General features: G+C 44.8%; 15 protein-coding genes. 12 read left to right on the forward strand and 3 right to left on the reverse strand.

Features of this window, described 5'->3' with window-relative positions; all coding sequences use genetic code 11:
* Nucleotides 1-36 precede the first annotated feature (36 nt).
* The 5 genes from HMPREF2893_RS00415 (at nt 37) to metG (ending at nt 5,250) form a co-directional block, all read left to right on the forward strand.
* A complete protein-coding gene (locus tag HMPREF2893_RS00415) occupies nt 37-870 on the forward strand; it encodes a DegV family protein (protein WP_070673774.1) in 834 nt (277 codons plus the stop codon).
* Between the two features lie 110 nt (nt 871-980).
* Complete coding sequence (locus HMPREF2893_RS00420) at nt 981-1,256, forward strand: HU family DNA-binding protein (RefSeq protein WP_003006038.1); 276 nt, start codon at nt 981-983, stop codon at nt 1,254-1,256.
* 505 nt (nt 1,257-1,761) lie between these two features.
* Complete coding sequence (locus HMPREF2893_RS00425) at nt 1,762-2,208, forward strand: Fur family transcriptional regulator (protein WP_083312212.1); 447 nt, start codon at nt 1,762-1,764, stop codon at nt 2,206-2,208.
* A 144-nt stretch (nt 2,209-2,352) separates the two neighbouring features.
* Nucleotides 2,353-3,045 (forward strand): phosphoglycerate mutase, encoded by a 693-nt coding sequence (locus HMPREF2893_RS00430; protein WP_003012031.1) that lies wholly within the window; start codon nt 2,353-2,355, stop codon nt 3,043-3,045.
* Between the two features lie 213 nt (nt 3,046-3,258).
* Nucleotides 3,259-5,250, forward strand: a complete 1,992-nt coding sequence (metG, locus tag HMPREF2893_RS00435) for a methionine--tRNA ligase (protein ID WP_070673775.1) — start codon at nt 3,259-3,261, stop codon at nt 5,248-5,250.
* A gap of 260 nt (nt 5,251-5,510) precedes the next feature.
* Here the strand turns inward: metG and HMPREF2893_RS00440 are convergent, their stop codons facing one another.
* Nucleotides 5,511-5,717, reverse strand: a complete 207-nt coding sequence (locus tag HMPREF2893_RS00440) for a helix-turn-helix domain-containing protein (RefSeq protein ID WP_003006064.1) — start codon at nt 5,715-5,717, stop codon at nt 5,511-5,513.
* Between the two features lie 10 nt (nt 5,718-5,727).
* Nucleotides 5,728-6,249, reverse strand: coding sequence for a DUF2975 domain-containing protein (locus HMPREF2893_RS00445; RefSeq protein WP_003006066.1), 522 nt, complete (start codon nt 6,247-6,249; stop codon nt 5,728-5,730).
* Between the two features lie 247 nt (nt 6,250-6,496).
* Between HMPREF2893_RS00445 and HMPREF2893_RS00450 the strand changes: the two genes are divergently transcribed.
* The 3 genes from HMPREF2893_RS00450 to HMPREF2893_RS00460 all read left to right on the forward strand — a co-directional run bounded on the left by HMPREF2893_RS00450 (nt 6,497) and on the right by HMPREF2893_RS00460 (nt 12,271).
* Nucleotides 6,497-7,759, forward strand: coding sequence for a DUF6287 domain-containing protein (locus tag HMPREF2893_RS00450; protein ID WP_070673776.1), 1,263 nt, complete (start codon nt 6,497-6,499; stop codon nt 7,757-7,759).
* A 344-nt stretch (nt 7,760-8,103) separates the two neighbouring features.
* Entirely contained in the window at nt 8,104-9,039 is a 936-nt protein-coding gene (locus tag HMPREF2893_RS00455; RefSeq protein ID WP_070673777.1) for a metal ABC transporter solute-binding protein, Zn/Mn family, read from the forward strand.
* A 7-nt stretch (nt 9,040-9,046) separates the two neighbouring features.
* Entirely contained in the window at nt 9,047-12,271 is a 3,225-nt protein-coding gene (locus tag HMPREF2893_RS00460) for a pneumococcal-type histidine triad protein (protein WP_070673778.1), read from the forward strand.
* Nucleotides 12,272-12,510: 239 nt separating this feature from the next.
* Here HMPREF2893_RS00460 and HMPREF2893_RS00465 read toward each other — a convergent pair whose 3' ends face one another.
* Entirely contained in the window at nt 12,511-13,695 is a 1,185-nt protein-coding gene (locus tag HMPREF2893_RS00465) for a DUF2974 domain-containing protein (RefSeq protein WP_070673779.1), read from the reverse strand.
* A gap of 169 nt (nt 13,696-13,864) precedes the next feature.
* Between HMPREF2893_RS00465 and HMPREF2893_RS00470 the strand changes: the two genes are divergently transcribed.
* The 4 genes from HMPREF2893_RS00470 to HMPREF2893_RS00480 form a co-directional block, all read left to right on the forward strand.
* Complete coding sequence (locus HMPREF2893_RS00470) at nt 13,865-14,542, forward strand: response regulator transcription factor (RefSeq protein ID WP_070673780.1); 678 nt, start codon at nt 13,865-13,867, stop codon at nt 14,540-14,542.
* Nucleotides 14,535-15,509, forward strand: a complete 975-nt coding sequence (locus HMPREF2893_RS00475; protein WP_070673781.1) for a sensor histidine kinase — start codon at nt 14,535-14,537, stop codon at nt 15,507-15,509. Before HMPREF2893_RS00470 ends, HMPREF2893_RS00475 begins: the two co-directional genes overlap by 8 nt.
* Before the next feature lie 115 nt (nt 15,510-15,624).
* Nucleotides 15,625-15,753, forward strand: a complete 129-nt coding sequence (locus HMPREF2893_RS11130) for a hypothetical protein (RefSeq protein ID WP_003011905.1) — start codon at nt 15,625-15,627, stop codon at nt 15,751-15,753.
* Between the two features lie 15 nt (nt 15,754-15,768).
* A partial coding sequence (locus HMPREF2893_RS00480) for an ABC transporter ATP-binding protein (protein WP_148131905.1) occupies nt 15,769-16,207 on the forward strand: 439 nt, incomplete at its 3' end.

Genomic DNA, 16,207 nt, shown 5'->3' on the forward strand with positions numbered 1-16,207 from the left:
GAAAGCAGAACATTCTTAGGAAGAGTATAGAAATATATGGCAAATATTAAAATAGTTACAGACTCATCTATTACAATTGAGCCTGAAGTGGTTGAAGAATATGGCATCACCATTGTGCCACTTTCTGTTATGGTAGATGGAGTCCTTTATTCCGACAGTGAGTTGGGTGAAGGGGACTTCTTGCGCTTAATGCAGTCTAGTAAAAATCTTCCAAAGACCAGCCAACCACCCGTTGGAGTCTTTGCGGAAATTTATGAAAAACTAGCAGCAGACGGAGCTCATATCGTTTCGATTCATATGTCTCACGCCTTGTCAGGAACCGTAGAGGCGGCTCGTCAAGGGGCAACCTTATCAGGGGCAGAAGTAACTGTGATTGATAGTGGCTTTACAGACCAAGCCATGAAGTTCCAAGTGGTTGAAGCAGCTAAGTTGGCTAAAGAAGGAGCAGATCTAGACACCATTTTAGCACGTATCGAAGAAGTCAAAGAAAAGACAGAGTTGTATATCGGCGTATCTACCTTGGAAAATCTAGTTAAAGGTGGTCGGATTGGCCGTGTTACCGGACTTTTGAGCTCGCTTCTCAACATCCGTGTGGTGATGGAAATGAAGGACCATCAGTTGGAACCAATCGTCAAGGGACGTGGAAACAAGACCTTTAAGAAATGGTTGGATGAATTGGTAGAGAAACTTTCCCATAGTAAGGTGGCTGAGATCGGGATTTCTTACGCAGGGACACCAGAGTGGGCCAATGAAATGAAGGCTCAGTTGCAATCGCTCGTTGAAAATGCGATCCCAGTTCTAGAAACTGGATCGATTATTCAAACCCATACAGGTGAGAATGCATTTGCAGTTTTGGTGCGCTACGAATAAGCTGAATAAATGTTTGAAAAAACAGGTTTAGTACTTGACCTAAAGGCTTTTTTTAGATATTATAGTACTGTTAAGGCGTAAAGCCTAAAAAAATTTGGAGGATTTGTTAAATGGCTAACAAACAAGATTTGATCGCAAAAGTGGCAGAAGCTACAGAATTGACTAAAAAAGATTCAGCAGCAGCTGTTGACGCTGTATTCGCAGCAGTTTCAGAATACCTTTCAAAAGGTGAAAAAGTTCAATTGATCGGTTTCGGTAACTTCGAAGTTCGTGAACGTGCAGCTCGTAAAGGTCGCAACCCACAAACTGGTAAAGAAATCAAAATCGCAGCTTCTAAAGTTCCAGCATTCAAAGCTGGTAAAGCTCTTAAAGAAGCAGTTAAATAATTGCATTTTGAAAAGCCATCCTAGATTTCTAGGATGGTTTTTTTGTTGGACAGCTCTATAGGATAAGGGTATAATAGGAAAAAAGAAAGAGAGAAAAGACCATGCGATTCATTTTAGGACTCTTTGCCTTGTTGTTTATCCGACCTATTTTGTATCTATTGAAAGGGCTGTGGTTCGTACTGGAATTTTGCTTTATGATCCTCGTGGTCAAAATGATCCTAGGAACCGTGCGCTGGATGACCAGTTGGATCGGCTGAGAGTAGATTAGACTCGTATTCAGGATCGTTAATCAATGTCCCCCGGACATGAACTCGCTTTTCCGTTTTCAGGCTCGTGAATCAATGTCCCCTGGATATAAACTCGCTTTTCCGTTTTCAGGCTCATGAAAAAAATGTCCACTGGATATTTTTTTTAATTAAAAGCATTCTAAATAGTGATTTATTTTGAAACATGATATAATAAGGGTAACGAATCGATTAAATCATATTGGAAAGGGGGAATCATAGTGAACGCATTGCATCGTCATGAAGAAGAGCGCGTGGAAGAAGTCTTGCAAAATTTGCGTGCCAAGGGCATTCGGATTACCGATACCCGCAGAGCAGTTCTTTCCTATTTAGTGGCGAGTCATGAACATCCAAGCGCTGAGAAGATCTATCGCGATTTATTGCCTCAGTTTCCAAGCATGAGTCTAGCAACTGTCTACAACAATATCAAGGTTTTAATTGATGAGGGGGTTGTCTCTGAGATCAAGGTTCGCAATGATACCACGACCTATTTTGATTTCATGGGGCATGACCATTTGAATGTGGTATGTGAAAAATGTGGTCGTATCGCAGATGTGGACATTGAAGTCCCAGATCTTCGCGATGAAGCAGCCAGTCAAAGTGGTTACCAGATCACCAAGACTCAGATGACCGTCTATGGCATTTGCCCCGACTGTCAGAAAAATTAATGTGAGAAAAATCAGAGCCGTCAGGCTCTTTTTTGTGAGAAATTGCACTTTTCTATGGTCGCCACTAGATTTTTCACTGAAAATCTAGTAGAATAGAATAGATAAACGGGGGAAACCTCGGAGAATAAAAAGGAGATCCATCTAATGGTAAAATTGGTTTTTGCTCGCCACGGTGAGTCTGAATGGAACAAAGCTAACCTTTTCACTGGTTGGGCTGATGTTGATTTGTCTGAAAAAGGTACACAACAAGCGATCGACGCTGGTAAATTGATCAAAGAAGCTGGTATCGAATTTGACCAAGCTTATACTTCAGTATTGAAACGTGCGATCAAAACTACTAACTTGGCTCTTGAAGCTTCTGACCAATTGTGGGTTCCAGTTGAAAAATCATGGCGCTTGAACGAACGTCACTACGGTGGTTTGACTGGTAAAAACAAAGCAGAAGCTGCTGAACAATTTGGTGATGAACAAGTTCACATCTGGCGTCGTTCTTACGATGTATTGCCTCCTGCAATGGACCGTGATGATGAACACTCAGCTCACACTGACCGTCGTTACGCTTCACTTGACGATTCAGTAATTCCAGATGCTGAAAACTTGAAAGTTACTTTGGAACGTGCCCTTCCATTCTGGGAAGATAAAATCGCTCCAGCTCTTAAAGACGGTAAAAACGTATTCGTAGGAGCACACGGTAACTCAATCCGTGCCCTTGTAAAACACATCAAACAATTGTCAGACGACGAAATCATGGATGTGGAAATCCCTAACTTCCCACCATTGGTATTCGAATTTGACGAAAAATTGAACGTTGTAAAAGAATACTATCTTGGTAAATAAAAATATCCAGTGGATATTTTTATCCCGAGCCTGAAAATGCAAAAGCGAGGCAATTATAACGGGATTTGTTATCCATACAAAAAGCTGACTTCGGTCAGCTTTTTTGCTTGCCTTCCTTAGATCCTAGCTGGTTTTGGGTTTTCAGGGTCTCCTAAAAATGTTATAATAGAGTGTTACTAAATTGGGTTCCATTAGCCCTGAAAGGAAAAGAAAATGACAAAATCATTCTACATCACAACCCCTATCTATTACCCATCTGGTAAATTGCATATTGGTTCAGCTTATACAACGATTGCCTGTGACGTCTTGGCGCGTTACAAACGCATGATGAACTACGATGTTTTCTACCTGACTGGTCTTGATGAGCACGGTCAAAAGATCCAGCAAAAAGCAGAAGAAGCTGGGATTACGCCACAAGCTTACGTAGATGGGATGGCCGTTGGAGTGAAAGAACTCTGGCAATTACTCGATATCTCATACGATAAATTCATCCGTACGACAGACGATTACCATGAAGAAGTGGTGGCCCAAGTCTTTGAACGCTTACTTGCGCAAGACGACATCTACCTTGGTGAATACTCTGGTTGGTACTCAGTCTCTGATGAAGAGTTCTTCACAGAAAGCCAATTGGCTGAAGTATTCCGTGATGAGAATGGTAAGGTTATCGGTGGGGTAGCCCCATCAGGCCACGAAGTAGAATGGGTTTCTGAAGAATCTTACTTCCTTCGCCTCAGCAAATACCAAGACCGTCTGGTTGAATTTTTCAAATCTCAACCGGATTTCATCACGCCAGACGGCCGTCTCAATGAAATGTTGAAAAACTTCATCGAGCCAGGTTTGGAAGATTTGGCGGTATCTCGGACAACCTTTACTTGGGGAGTTCCAGTTCCATCGAATCCAAAACACGTGGTCTATGTATGGATCGATGCCCTTCTTAACTACGTGACGGCTCTTGGTTACGGTCAAGAAGATCATGAAAACTTTGAGAAATTCTGGAACGGGACCGTCTTCCACATGGTTGGAAAAGACATCCTTCGTTTCCACTCGATCTACTGGCCAATCCTTCTCATGATGTTGGATATCAAATTGCCAGAACGCTTGATTGCTCATGGTTGGTTTGTCATGAAAGACGGCAAGATGTCGAAGTCTAAAGGAAATGTCATCTATCCAGAAATGTTGGTGGAACGCTTTGGCTTGGATCCACTTCGTTACTACCTCATGCGCAGTTTGCCAGTTGGTTCTGATGGGACTTTCACACCAGAAGACTACGTAGCTCGCATCAACTATGAATTGGCCAATGACCTTGGAAACCTCCTCAACCGGACGGTAGCCATGATCAATAAATACTTTGGTGGCCAAGTTCCAGCTTATGTCGAAAAAGTCACTGCATTTGATGCTGATTTGTCTAAGGTAGTTGAAGAAAACATCGCTGAATACCACAAGCAAATGAATGCAGTTGATTACCCACGCGCTTTGGAAGCCGTATGGAACATCATCTCCCGGACCAACAAGTACATCGATGAGACAGCGCCTTGGGTCCTCGCTAAAGAAGATGGTGACAAGGAACAATTGGCAGCGGTCATGGCTCACTTGGCGGCTAGCCTTCGTGTCGTGGCTCACTTGATCCAACCATTCATGATGAACACCTCAAACGCCATCATGGAACAACTTGGCTTGGGCTTGGACTTCGATCTTGAAAATTTGACCTTAGCAGGCTTCCCTGAAAATGTCACAGTAGTTGCCAAAGGAACTCCAATCTTCCCACGTCTCGACATGGAAGAAGAAATTGCCTACATCCAATCTCAAATGACTGCAGGCAAACCACAAGAAAAAGAATGGATTCCAGAAGAAGTGGAACTCAAGTCTGAAAAAGACGAGATCAAATTTGAAGAATTTGACAAGGTTGAAATCCGTGTAGCAGAAGTCAAAGAAGTGGAACGCGTCGAAGGATCAGACAAATTGCTTCGCTTCCGCCTTGACGCTGGTGACGGTGAAGACCGTCAAATCCTCTCTGGTATCGCGAAATTCTATCCAAATGAACAAGAATTGGTCGGCAAAAAACTCCAAATCGTGGCCAACCTCAAACCACGTAAGATGATGAAAAAATACGTCAGCCAAGGCATGATTCTTTCAGCTGAACATGGAGATCAATTAACAGTCTTAACTGTTGATCCATCTGTTCCAAATGGAAGCATTATTGGTTAAACATATATAGAAAAGCACTCCCGCGGGAGTGCTTTTCTTGTGTCGATATAGTTCCCATCATTGAATTTTATAAGGATGGTATATGAGTCCTATTAGTAATGAATATTAATGGAGACTTCCGCAGTGAGAAAAGAGTCTGAAACGGTATCGTTTCAGACTCTCGGAAGATTTGAGACAGTGGGCTCAAATCTTAGGTATGGAATCCCAAAGGGATTCGCTACCGTCCGTCCTCACCTATGGAAAGTCTCCGAATATAGTCCCTATTCATCCGGCCGGTATTCTAGGATATCTCCTGGCTGGCAGTCGAGTTCTTTGCAGATGGCTTCAAGGGTGGTGAAGCGGATGGCTTTGGCCTTACCGGTCTTGAGAATGGAGAGGTTAGCAGTCGTGATGCCGATTTTATCGGCTAGCTCATTGGATTTCATTTTCCGCTTGGCCAGCATGACATCTAGATTGACGATAATCATGGCACCCTCCTTAAATGGTTAGCTCATTTTCTTCAGCAATCTCAATACCTCTCTCTAAAATCTTGCCAGAGACCCAGACGATTGGAACGGCAAGGAGAAGCCCTGTGTTAAAGGTAAATTGGAAAGTGAAGGGAAGGAGATAAGCATTTCCACTGGTTTCAAGTGTGCCAGACATAAAGGACAAGACCAAGAGAATCTTCCAAGCTCGGTTGCAAAGATCAATGTTGGAGTGAGAAAAGATCTTTTCTTGGTAGAGATTTTGGAGGAAGCTACGAATGGTGATGAGAAGGTAAATATAGATAGCGCTTGAGGCTAGTGGAAAGAGCAACTGCCAGAGAGGTTGCGGATGTTTGGGGAAGAGCTGGATGCCATTCACATCAAAGGACAAGCGTCCAGTTTGAATGAGATCTTTAAACACTCCCATCCGTGAAAGCAGGTGGACGACCAGTGCAGCCACAGTCATAAAGCCACAGAAGTAAATGAAAGCCGTCAAGACTTCAATGACATTTTTTAAGGTTTTTGAGTTTTTCATCGCAAGCCTCCTTGAAGTTTATTTATTTTTCACTTATAGTATACTCCTTATAAAAAATTAGTCAATAAAAAGTATCGAAAAACGATAAAAAAATAACGATAAACAAAATATTATTTTTGAAAAACAGGTATTCTCTGCTCAAGCTAGTCGGTTTAAGCCGGGGAAACCACTACATAGAGGGGAATTTTACTATACTTTCGATTTAGGGTATACTAGTGTAAAGATCTTATTCCATGGAGGTAGTGAAATGAATCTTAAGTGGAAGAAAAAATACCTGGGGCCGATTTTGGGGCTGGTCGGAACAGTTGTTCTGATCGGTGGAGTCTATCTCTACTCTAGTTCCAACATCCAACCAGACCATCAAAAGGAATTTAACCAGACCAGTAAGAAGGTCACCAAGCCAAAGGAAAAAGCTATTGACTTGAGTGGTGACTACGTCTCTAATGAACGGGATGAAGCCAAAATCGAGAAAAAAGGCAAGGCCTGGAAAATCGATTACCAAACGGCTGACGGCAAGGTATCTGCTGAATTTAGCACGGATTGGAAGGTCGAAGGGGCTAATAAAGTTTCGACAGGCAAGATGAAAAAGTCCGATGGGAATACAGACTTTACAGTCACTGTTCGTGTCTTCAAATACAAGACAGACAAGAAGCCTTTGATCACGGTCACCATGTCTGATAAAAATCCCGACCACGAGATGGTTTTTGCCAATCGAGAGGATTTTTTCAAATCGACAGATCCCAATGATGTCGTCCTTGATGGCAATCTCTCACCGTTTGAAGGTGCTTATTCCAATGATACCTATGAAAAGGAAATCGCCGATTCCGGTTTTAAACTTTATGGCTATACTCCAGAAGAATATTACCAAAACAAGACCAATGCCTTTCCAAGTATTGTAAATGGGGAGACTGGCTGGACTTTCTGGAGTGGAGGCACTCGGGCAAGTTACTTGTTCAATAAAGAAAAAGAGCCCAAGAAGCGAAAAGGCTATTATGAAGTTTATTTCACTGGAGCAAATGCGACTGCGATCCAAGGGCAAGAGCAAATCTTGTACTTGATCCCAGCAGGTGTGACAGGTCCTGATGGAGTGGCTTCTCAAGAACGTCGGATTCTCTTTGGGGATGCGGCTTTCCGTGATTACCATCTAGAGTGGTGGAAAGCTTACCCGCAACCGAAAAAAGAGAAAGACTTGGATATTGCGGCCATTAACGGAGGTGACTTCTCAAGCTTAGCTGGAACCTGGCGCAATGGCAAAGGAGCTGAGATCGTCATCCAAGCAGATGGAAAAGTCAAGGGCCAAGGTAGCCTCAAGGCCGTTGCGGACTCAGATAAGAAGAGCAAGATCCCTTATGTTGAGATGAAGATGGGTGAGACTGGTGCTGCGATTGGACTGCTGAAAATCGGTTTCCAAAATCCAGATGGAGACCAGTCTGATACCAGCAAGCCACGTCTAGTGGTCACTCAATCTGCAGGCAACTACCCGGTTGATCAATATTTCTACCGTCAATAAAAGAGAGTGGGACAGAAATCGGTCATTCGTTAGAATTCGATTTCGTCGTCCCACCTCTGCACAGTTGAGTAGGGCTGTAAAAGCTGATGAAATCAGCGTAGTAGAGCCCACTCAACCACTGCGTCTTGCTCGACAACCTAAAAATAATTGAGAGGCTAGGACTTTTGTCCCAGTCTCTTTTTTTCTGCAGGGAAAGGTCGTGGAGGCTAGTAAAAGGTTAGTCCCTAGCATTAAAAGGAAAAAAATGTAAAAAAGGCTTGACAAAGCAAACAAATAGCAGTATTATTAACTAGTTAATTAACTGATTAATAAACTGGTTAATAAAAATAAAAAAGAGGTGAAGGATGAAAAGGAGAAAAATGAAGGTTCTGGGACTCTTGTTTCTCGGTTTCTTTCTGCTGACAGCTTGTGGAAGTCAAGGAAATGCAGGCAAGCCCCCTTCTAAAAAAGGTCTTAAAATTGTCACGAGTTTTTATCCTATCTATGCCCTGGTCAAGGAAATCTCTGGCGATCAAAATGACATCTGGATGGTTCAGTCCGGTGCAGGGATCCATGATTATGAACCCTCAACCAAGGAAGTGGCCCAGATTTATGATGCGGATGTATTTGTCTATCATTCTCAGACCCTGGAATCTTGGGCCGGTCGCTTAGATCCCAATCTTCAAGGTTCCAAGTTGCGAGTGATCGAAGGCAGCCAAGGAATGACCCTTGATAAGGTGGCTGGATTAGAGGATGTCGAAGCTGGTCAGGGAAAAGAAGCCAAGCATTTATATGATCCGCATACTTGGTTGGATCCTGTAAAAATCGCAGAGGAAGGAAAGATCATTGCCCAGCGCTTGGGAGAGATCGATCCAAAGAACAAGGAGCGCTATCAGGCCAATGCTCAAAAGCTTGAAAAGCGCTGTGAGGAACTGGTAGCCCACTACCAGCCTCTCTTTGACAAGGCCAAACAAAAGACTTTTGTGACCCAGCATACGGCCTTTTCTTATCTGGCCAAACGCTTTGGTCTCAAGCAGTTAGGGATTGCTGGGATTTCCCCAGAGCAAGAACCGACCGCTCGGCAATTGGCCGAGATCCAGCAGTTTGTCAAAGACTACAAGGTGAAAACGATCTTTGTGGAAAAGCACACGTCGTCAAAGGTGGCAGATAGTATCGCTAAGGCAACAGGGGCGCGTGTCAAGGTCTTGGATCCACTGGAAGCTGATCCGCAAAACGATAAGGATCTATTAGCAAATTTAGAAGAAAATATGGCGAGTTTAGCCAAGGAATTAGAGGAGTAAATCAAGGATGAAGAAAAAGGGAACGATTGGAATTGTAGCAACTTTGGGAATAGGGCTATGTGCCTATGCGCTCAGTCAGCAACCACAAGCTAAGGAAGAGAAAAAGAATCAGATTCAGTATTTGCAAGCGGACAAGAAATCGTCATCGTCTGCCTCCAGTAAAAAGGAAGACAGCATCGAAGCGGTCAATGCCAAGGAAAAGACCCAGGCAGAGCAGATTGTCATCAAGATTACAGATGAAGGCTTTGTCACTTCTCATGGAGATCATTTTCATTACTACAGCGGCAAGGTCCCATTTGATGCCATCTTTAGTGAAGAGTTGATTTTGCGGGATCCAACTTATCAGTTGCAAGAAGCGGATATCGTGAGCAAGGTCAAGGATGGCTATATTATCAAACGCGCTGGGAAATACTATCTCTACTTAAAGGATGCCCAACATACAGTCAATGTGCGCTCGATCGAAGAGATCGCCCAACAGCAAAAGGGAGGCACCAAAGAAGAAGGAGAGACGGGATCGGTGCAAGCGAGCTCCTCGCACAAGGCAGGCAAGACCCGTGACTTCCGTCAACCGAGTCAAGCGCTGAAAGAAGGAAAAACTCTTGAGATGCTGACGGCTAAGAACCATACAGGTGGTGGCTATCGTACGGACGATGGTTATGTCTTTAGCCCTGGAGATGTCATTTCAGATACAGGGGACGGCTTTATTGTGCCCCATGGTGGCCATTTCCATTATATTCCAAAGAGTGCTTTATCTGCTGGAGAGTTAGCAGCAGCCCTCTCCGTCTTAGGTGGTCAAGCCGGTCATCAGGCTGGGAACTCACACCTAGCTGGAGCAAGCACAGAGCAAGCTACTCCAGATCAAGCCTCTCCAAGCCTTGGGAAGCAAGCGAGCAACCAGCCATCAGCTAGTACAACCAATACACAGACAACCCCAACGACTTCTAAACCAGCTACTTCCAAACCAAGTCCAACCCTGACCAACTTGATCGAAGAATTGCAGAAAGCCCCATTGTCTTCTCGTCATGTGGAGTCTGACGGTTCTGTCTTTGATCCAAGCAAGATTACCAAGTGGACCGATCAAGGGATTGTCTACCCTCATGGGGATCATTTCCACTTTATCCCATACAGCTCCCTATCGCCTTTAGAGCGTGAGTTGGCGCGGCAATTCCAATTGCTTCGTGCTCAAGGATCTAGTAGTCCAACAGAAGTGAGTCCAAGCTTGCCTTCAAATCCAAGCACAAGACCAGTTGATCCTGATCATGAGCATGGCGACAGTCACGATCACAAAGAGGAGCACGACCATGGTTTCCACGCAGACAAGGTCATCAGCAAGGACGAGGAAGGATATATGGTCGCTCATGGCAACCATGCCCATTATTTCTATAAAAAGGACCTTTCTCCTCAAGAGATTGCAGCAGCAGAGGCAACTCTAGCTGGTAAGAAAGAAGAGGACAAGGGTCAGCCCCTGACAGATGATGTTGCGACCTATTCTCGTGATGCCTCAGATGAGGAAAAGATCCAGTACATCAGCAAGACCTACGGTGTCCCTCGCGAGGCCATTAAGATTTCCAATGGTTTCTTTGTCTTTAACAATCCAGACCAAGAATACGATCCGACCCACATCCATCCTTATGCCGTTCGGAAGGAACATGTCCGCATCCCACTTGAAACTGGCAATCCTGAACTAGACTTTATCAATGAACTTTATGCAACAGCGCTTCGTTCAGGGATTTCTCCTTATAGCCTCCAGATTGAAAATGGCCAGTTTGTCATCCCGCATGGCGATCACAACCACTACATCAAGGTACGTTCAGCAGGACTAGCAGACTACTTAGCTCACCGTCTTCCAACCATCCAATCGCCATATAAAAAAGGAGACTTGGACAAGAAAGTCGTAGAGGATAGGGTCAACCAGCTCTTAGCAGAAAGCCGCAGTCTCTATGCTTCTGATCCATTGCAACAAAGACGGATTGAGCTCATCTTGGGCCACTTCTTGGAAAATGTCAAGAGTTTCCCAAGTAACTCAACAGAGGGCTATCTGGCAAGTCTCAAACAGGTTGATGCGCAGTACATTCATGCGACCCAAGCGGTCAAACCAAAAGAAGAGACAGCCTTGGATCGTCGTTACCAAGAATTGCTGGAACAAGTGCGCTTGCTAGACACAGAAGCCTTCCAATTGAAGAAGGAAGAGTTGGTCTCTCAATTGCAGGAAGCCTATGCTGCCAAGGACAGCAAGCGTTTAGAGCAGGAAGGGAAGCTATTAGAAGCTGTTCAGGAGATGCAAGATCGGACGGGTGTGACCTCGGTCGACTATCTCAAGTACTTCTACCAAAGTTTGAGCGATGCGCGCTTGACACCAGAACTCCGCACCAAGGCAGCAGATCTAGCCTTGAAGCTTTACCGAGCTCAAGCCTTTGAAGAAGCCTGGGATTCCAAGTCTCACTTTATGGAACTCTACCAAACCAAGCAAGCTATTGACCAGCTCTTCTCCCAGGAAAAAGGCCAAACCTATCCTATTGAAAAAACAGTTTTGGATCAAAAAGGAAGTCAAACTCCATCCTACAACGTAGCGGTTTATGATTTCCTCAAAGGCTTGTATGGAGAGTTGGATAAGGCAACAGAAGCCCGTCAACAGAACAAGATTTTGACAGCTCTCTTAGAGCAAATCCAGTCGCTCTTGCCACAAGTCGAAGACCAAGGCAAACGAACTGCTTTTGAAGCAGGCTTGGCTCAACTTGGAAAAGAATCTAATCCAGACAAGGCTATTACAAGTGGCGAAGCACTTCTACGCGAAATCAGTGATACCATTGAAAAGCAAAAACAAAAGCAAACGGAAGAGCCTCAAATTGGGGATGTCGCTCTTTATCAACAGCTCTATAACCAATTGATGGCCTTGCACCAACAATTGCAGGACAAGGGAGCTAGTGATGCGGTATTTGATCGCTTGGAAGCTCTCTTTGACCAATTGGCTAATCCAAAGAGTGATAAAGCAGCCTTACTACAGGCCATCCAAGCCTTCCAGGCAGAATTAGCTGCAGCACCATCTGCAAGCGAAGCGGGCAAACCAGCTTCCACAGCTGAAACGCCTGTCGCTACAGAAACTCCGGTAGAAAAAGAAGTAGCAGCTTCAGAAGGAAGCAAGCCTGCCACAACTGAGACAGAAACAGAGCCTGCAAGCACAGCTGTAACAGAAGCAAGCACGCCAGATGCTCCATCTCCTCAGAACCAATAGAAAATAGAAAAGAGAGTGGGACAGAAATCGGTAATTCGTTAGAATTCGATTTCGTCGTCCCACCTCTGCACAGTTGAGTAGGGCTGTAAAAGCTGATGAAATCAGCGTAGTAGAGCCCACTCAACCACTGCGTCTTGCTCGACAACCTAAAAATAATTGAGAGGCTAGGACTTTTGTCCCAGTCTCTTTTTGCGTTTTAGTGAATAGAAGAAGTTGTCTCTTTTTTCAGTTGTTGAGTCTCATTCCTTGTGCTCGAGGAGCAGTGGAGAGGTAGACTCGATTACTTTTTTCCGTTTGAAAAATGCGGCCATTTGAACCAGGATGCGGGGCACTGTCTGCCATTTTTTCCAAGCTTGTACCCTGGTGTCGATGAGTTGTTTAGCAAGACGTTCCAGCATTTCTCGCTCGGTTGGATCTAGGTCCTGAGCATTTTGAAGGATTTCTTTGGCCTTAGCTAGCTGTTTGAGATCGGTTAGGTCATTGATGGAAGTGATGCCGGCATCTAGAAAAATGCCAAAAAAGGTATCAAAGAACTTCTTGCGCTCGTCTGCCGAGGTCTCACGAACCCATTGCTTCAAGGTGAGATCTGTCTGTTGGCTATCTGTGCTGGTTTCAGAAACGGTCACAAAGCTGTAGTCCTTAATTTCCCAAGTGAAGGCGTCGTGCTGGGCAAAACCACCCAAGGCGCGACTTTTGACAATGGTCGTCGGTTCTGGTACTTCCAACATCATGCCAACGATGGATCCTTGAGGGACAAATCGACGAATGTTTGGGGACGTGCGCTGGTAGCCTTCGGTCTCGATAATGGCCTTGTTGAGGCCAGGAGCATCGTAGCTGTAGATGGCGTCGACCCGTTCAAATAAGGAATCAGGTAGATACGAGCAGGCATAGGTTGCGAGATTTCCCCCTTTGGAGTGACCGGCTACTAAGAAACATCCTTTTGGAAATTCCTTCATGACATGTTGCAGGTAGCTGGCTGCGCGCTTCTGAGCTGGAACATGGTCCATATAGGTCATGTGGAAGTCTTCCTTCCAGCCGATCAAGGTGTCATCCGTCCCTCTGAAAACGACCAAATACGTATCCAGACTAAGCCGATAGGTCATGGCCGCAAACTGTTTTTGCACATCGGGATCGTATTCATCGACATAGTTGAGGAGTTTGATGTTTTTAAAGCGCTTTGAAGTAGCCAACTCATCGACTAATTGCAGGTGCTGGTTACTCACGATAAAATCGGTAGTCCGATCGATCAGTTCCATCGCATCAGACAGGCGCACTGGAATTCCTGTTGTATCTCCTTGAGGTACAATGTGTCCAAAGGGCAGATAGGTCAGCTCTGTCAATGCGAGGACATCCAGCTCCTTGAAGGGGCGGTCATATATGGAATCGTAAGTCACTTCTTTTAGGTAATCAAAAATCGTCGACATCTGTGCCTCCCGTGTCTTATTTCTTTCAGTATAGCACAAAAATGGATGGAGAAAAAGCGCCTCCCATTAAGAAAGGAGGAGCCAGTTCTTCTTTCCCTCTGAAACAGCCTTTTTCTCTGCTGTTTAATCTGTTATAATAGGAAGAAGAAAAAAAGAAGGAAAGAAAGCCATGCATAAAATTCTCTTAGTAGAAGACGATGAAATTATCCGCCAACAAGTCAAACAATTATTGGAACAATGGGGCTATGAAGTGGTCGCAGTAGAGGATTTTATGGATGTCCTCGGGATCTTTGTCGAAAGTGACCCCCACTTGATTCTCATGGATATTGGCCTGCCTCTCTACAATGGTTACCACTGGTGCCAGGAGATTCGCAAGGTTTCAAAGGTTCCGATCATGTTTCTTTCTTCACGGGATCAAGCCATGGATATTGTCATGGCCATCAATATGGGTGGAGACGACTTTGTCACCAAGCCTTTTGACCAAAATGTCCTCCTTGCCAAGGTCCAAGGACTCTTGCGCCGCTCTTACGAATTTGGGACAGATCAAAATCTGCTGGAGCACCGGGGAGCTATCCTCAATCTCAAGTCCACGGACTTGGTGTATGAAGGGAAAGTCATCAAGCTGACCAAGAATGAATTTCAGATCCTGCGCGTCCTGTTTGAGCACGCAGGCAGTATCGTGTCGCGTGATGATATGATGAAGGAGCTCTGGAATAGCGACTTCTTTATTGATGACAATACCTTGTCTGTCAATGTGGCTCGCCTTCGCAAGAAGTTAGAAGAGGCTGGCTTGTCAAACTTCATCGAAACCAAGAAAGGCATCGGTTACGGGTTGACCCATGAATAAATTTGGAACGATCTTCTGGCAGTATGTGGTATCCCGCAGGCGCCTACTCTATCTATTGGTCATCTTTTTGATCATTGATTTGGTCTTTGCCTATCTCTTTCCAGAGACAGGGACGGTTTTCCTCTATGCGACCCTAGTGCTAGGCTTTTTTGCCTTCTGTGTCTTGATCTGGGATTTCGCCATGACCTTTCGGGACTACCGCAAAGCCGCACTTTATGAGGAAATAGAGGTTGCCTCACCACTGGAACACCTCCTCTATGAAAAATACACGGAAGAACAGCAGGCGCGCCTGGAAGAAGGAAAGACAGCCCAGGCCAAGTTCAATGACCTGATGGATTACTATACCCTCTGGGTTCACCAGATTAAGACGCCCATTGCGGCCAGCCAGCTCTTGGTGCAAGATGTCGAGACACCCATTGTCAAGCAGCAGATGGAACAGGAACTCTTTAAGATTGACTCCTATGCCAATCTGGTTTTGCAGTACCTGCGACTGGAGAGTTTTCATGATGATCTAGTCTTAAAGCGCGTGTCGGTTGAAGATTTGGTCAAGGAAGTGGTCCGCAAGTATGCCCTCTTTTTTATCCAAAAGAACTTGAAAGTGGACCTGCATGATTTGGAGCAGGAGGTCATCACCGACCGCAAATGGCTCCTGGTTATTATCGAGCAGCTCTTGTCCAATAGCCTCAAGTACACCAGTACCGGTGGGATTGAGATTTATTTTAAAAACCAGACTCTCTATATAAAAGATAGCGGGATTGGGATCAAAAATAGCGATGTGCTTCGCGTCTTTGAGCGGGGCTTCTCCGGCTACAATGGCCACCTGACCCAGCAATCCTCAGGGCTTGGGCTTTATCTATCTAAGAAAATCGCAGAGCAATTGGGCCACAGGATCACCCTCCATTCAGAGGTTGGCCAAGGCACGACCGTTGCTATTCGCTTTGAAGAAAAGAAGTTGGTCATGGATTAAGATTTCCCCATCTTACAAAAATGTAAGAAATAAACGGTAAAATGAAAGGTTAGGTTATGGTAGCCGCCTTTTATTTTTTATACAATAGTCTCATCAAATGAAGGAGGTCAAGAAAATGAAACTCTTGAAATGGATGAAACAACTCAAAAAGACTGAGAAACCCTGCAACCAACCCGATCTGGAAAAGACGGAATTTGGTCTCCAAGTCCTGCAACAAACCCAAGAATTTTTCTTGATCTACTAGTAAAAGGAGAAAAGTATGTCATTACTAGATGTTCAACATATCAAAAAGATCTACAAAACCCGCTTTCAAGGAACGCAGGTTGAAGCCTTAAAGGATATCCATTTTACCGTTGAAAAGGGCGAATACGTCGCCATCATGGGGGAATCAGGATCCGGGAAATCGACCCTCCTCAACATCCTGGCCATGCTGGATCAGCCGACCGAAGGGCGGGTCTACCTCAATGGCACGGACACCTCAACCATCAAGAACAAGGATGCGTCCAGCTTCCGTCGGGAAAAACTAGGCTTCGTCTTTCAAGATTTCAATTTGCTCGATACCTTGTCTGTCAAAGACAATATTCTTCTCCCTCTAGTCCTCTCTCGCAGACCGGTCAAGGAAATGATGAGCAAGGTGGAGAGCGTCAGTCGGGAGTTGGGCATCCACCAGCTCTTAGAAAAATACCCTTACGAAATCT

It is taken from the genome of Streptococcus sp. HMSC072C09 (genome assembly GCF_001813105.1).
Lineage (GTDB): Bacteria > Bacillota > Bacilli > Lactobacillales > Streptococcaceae > Streptococcus.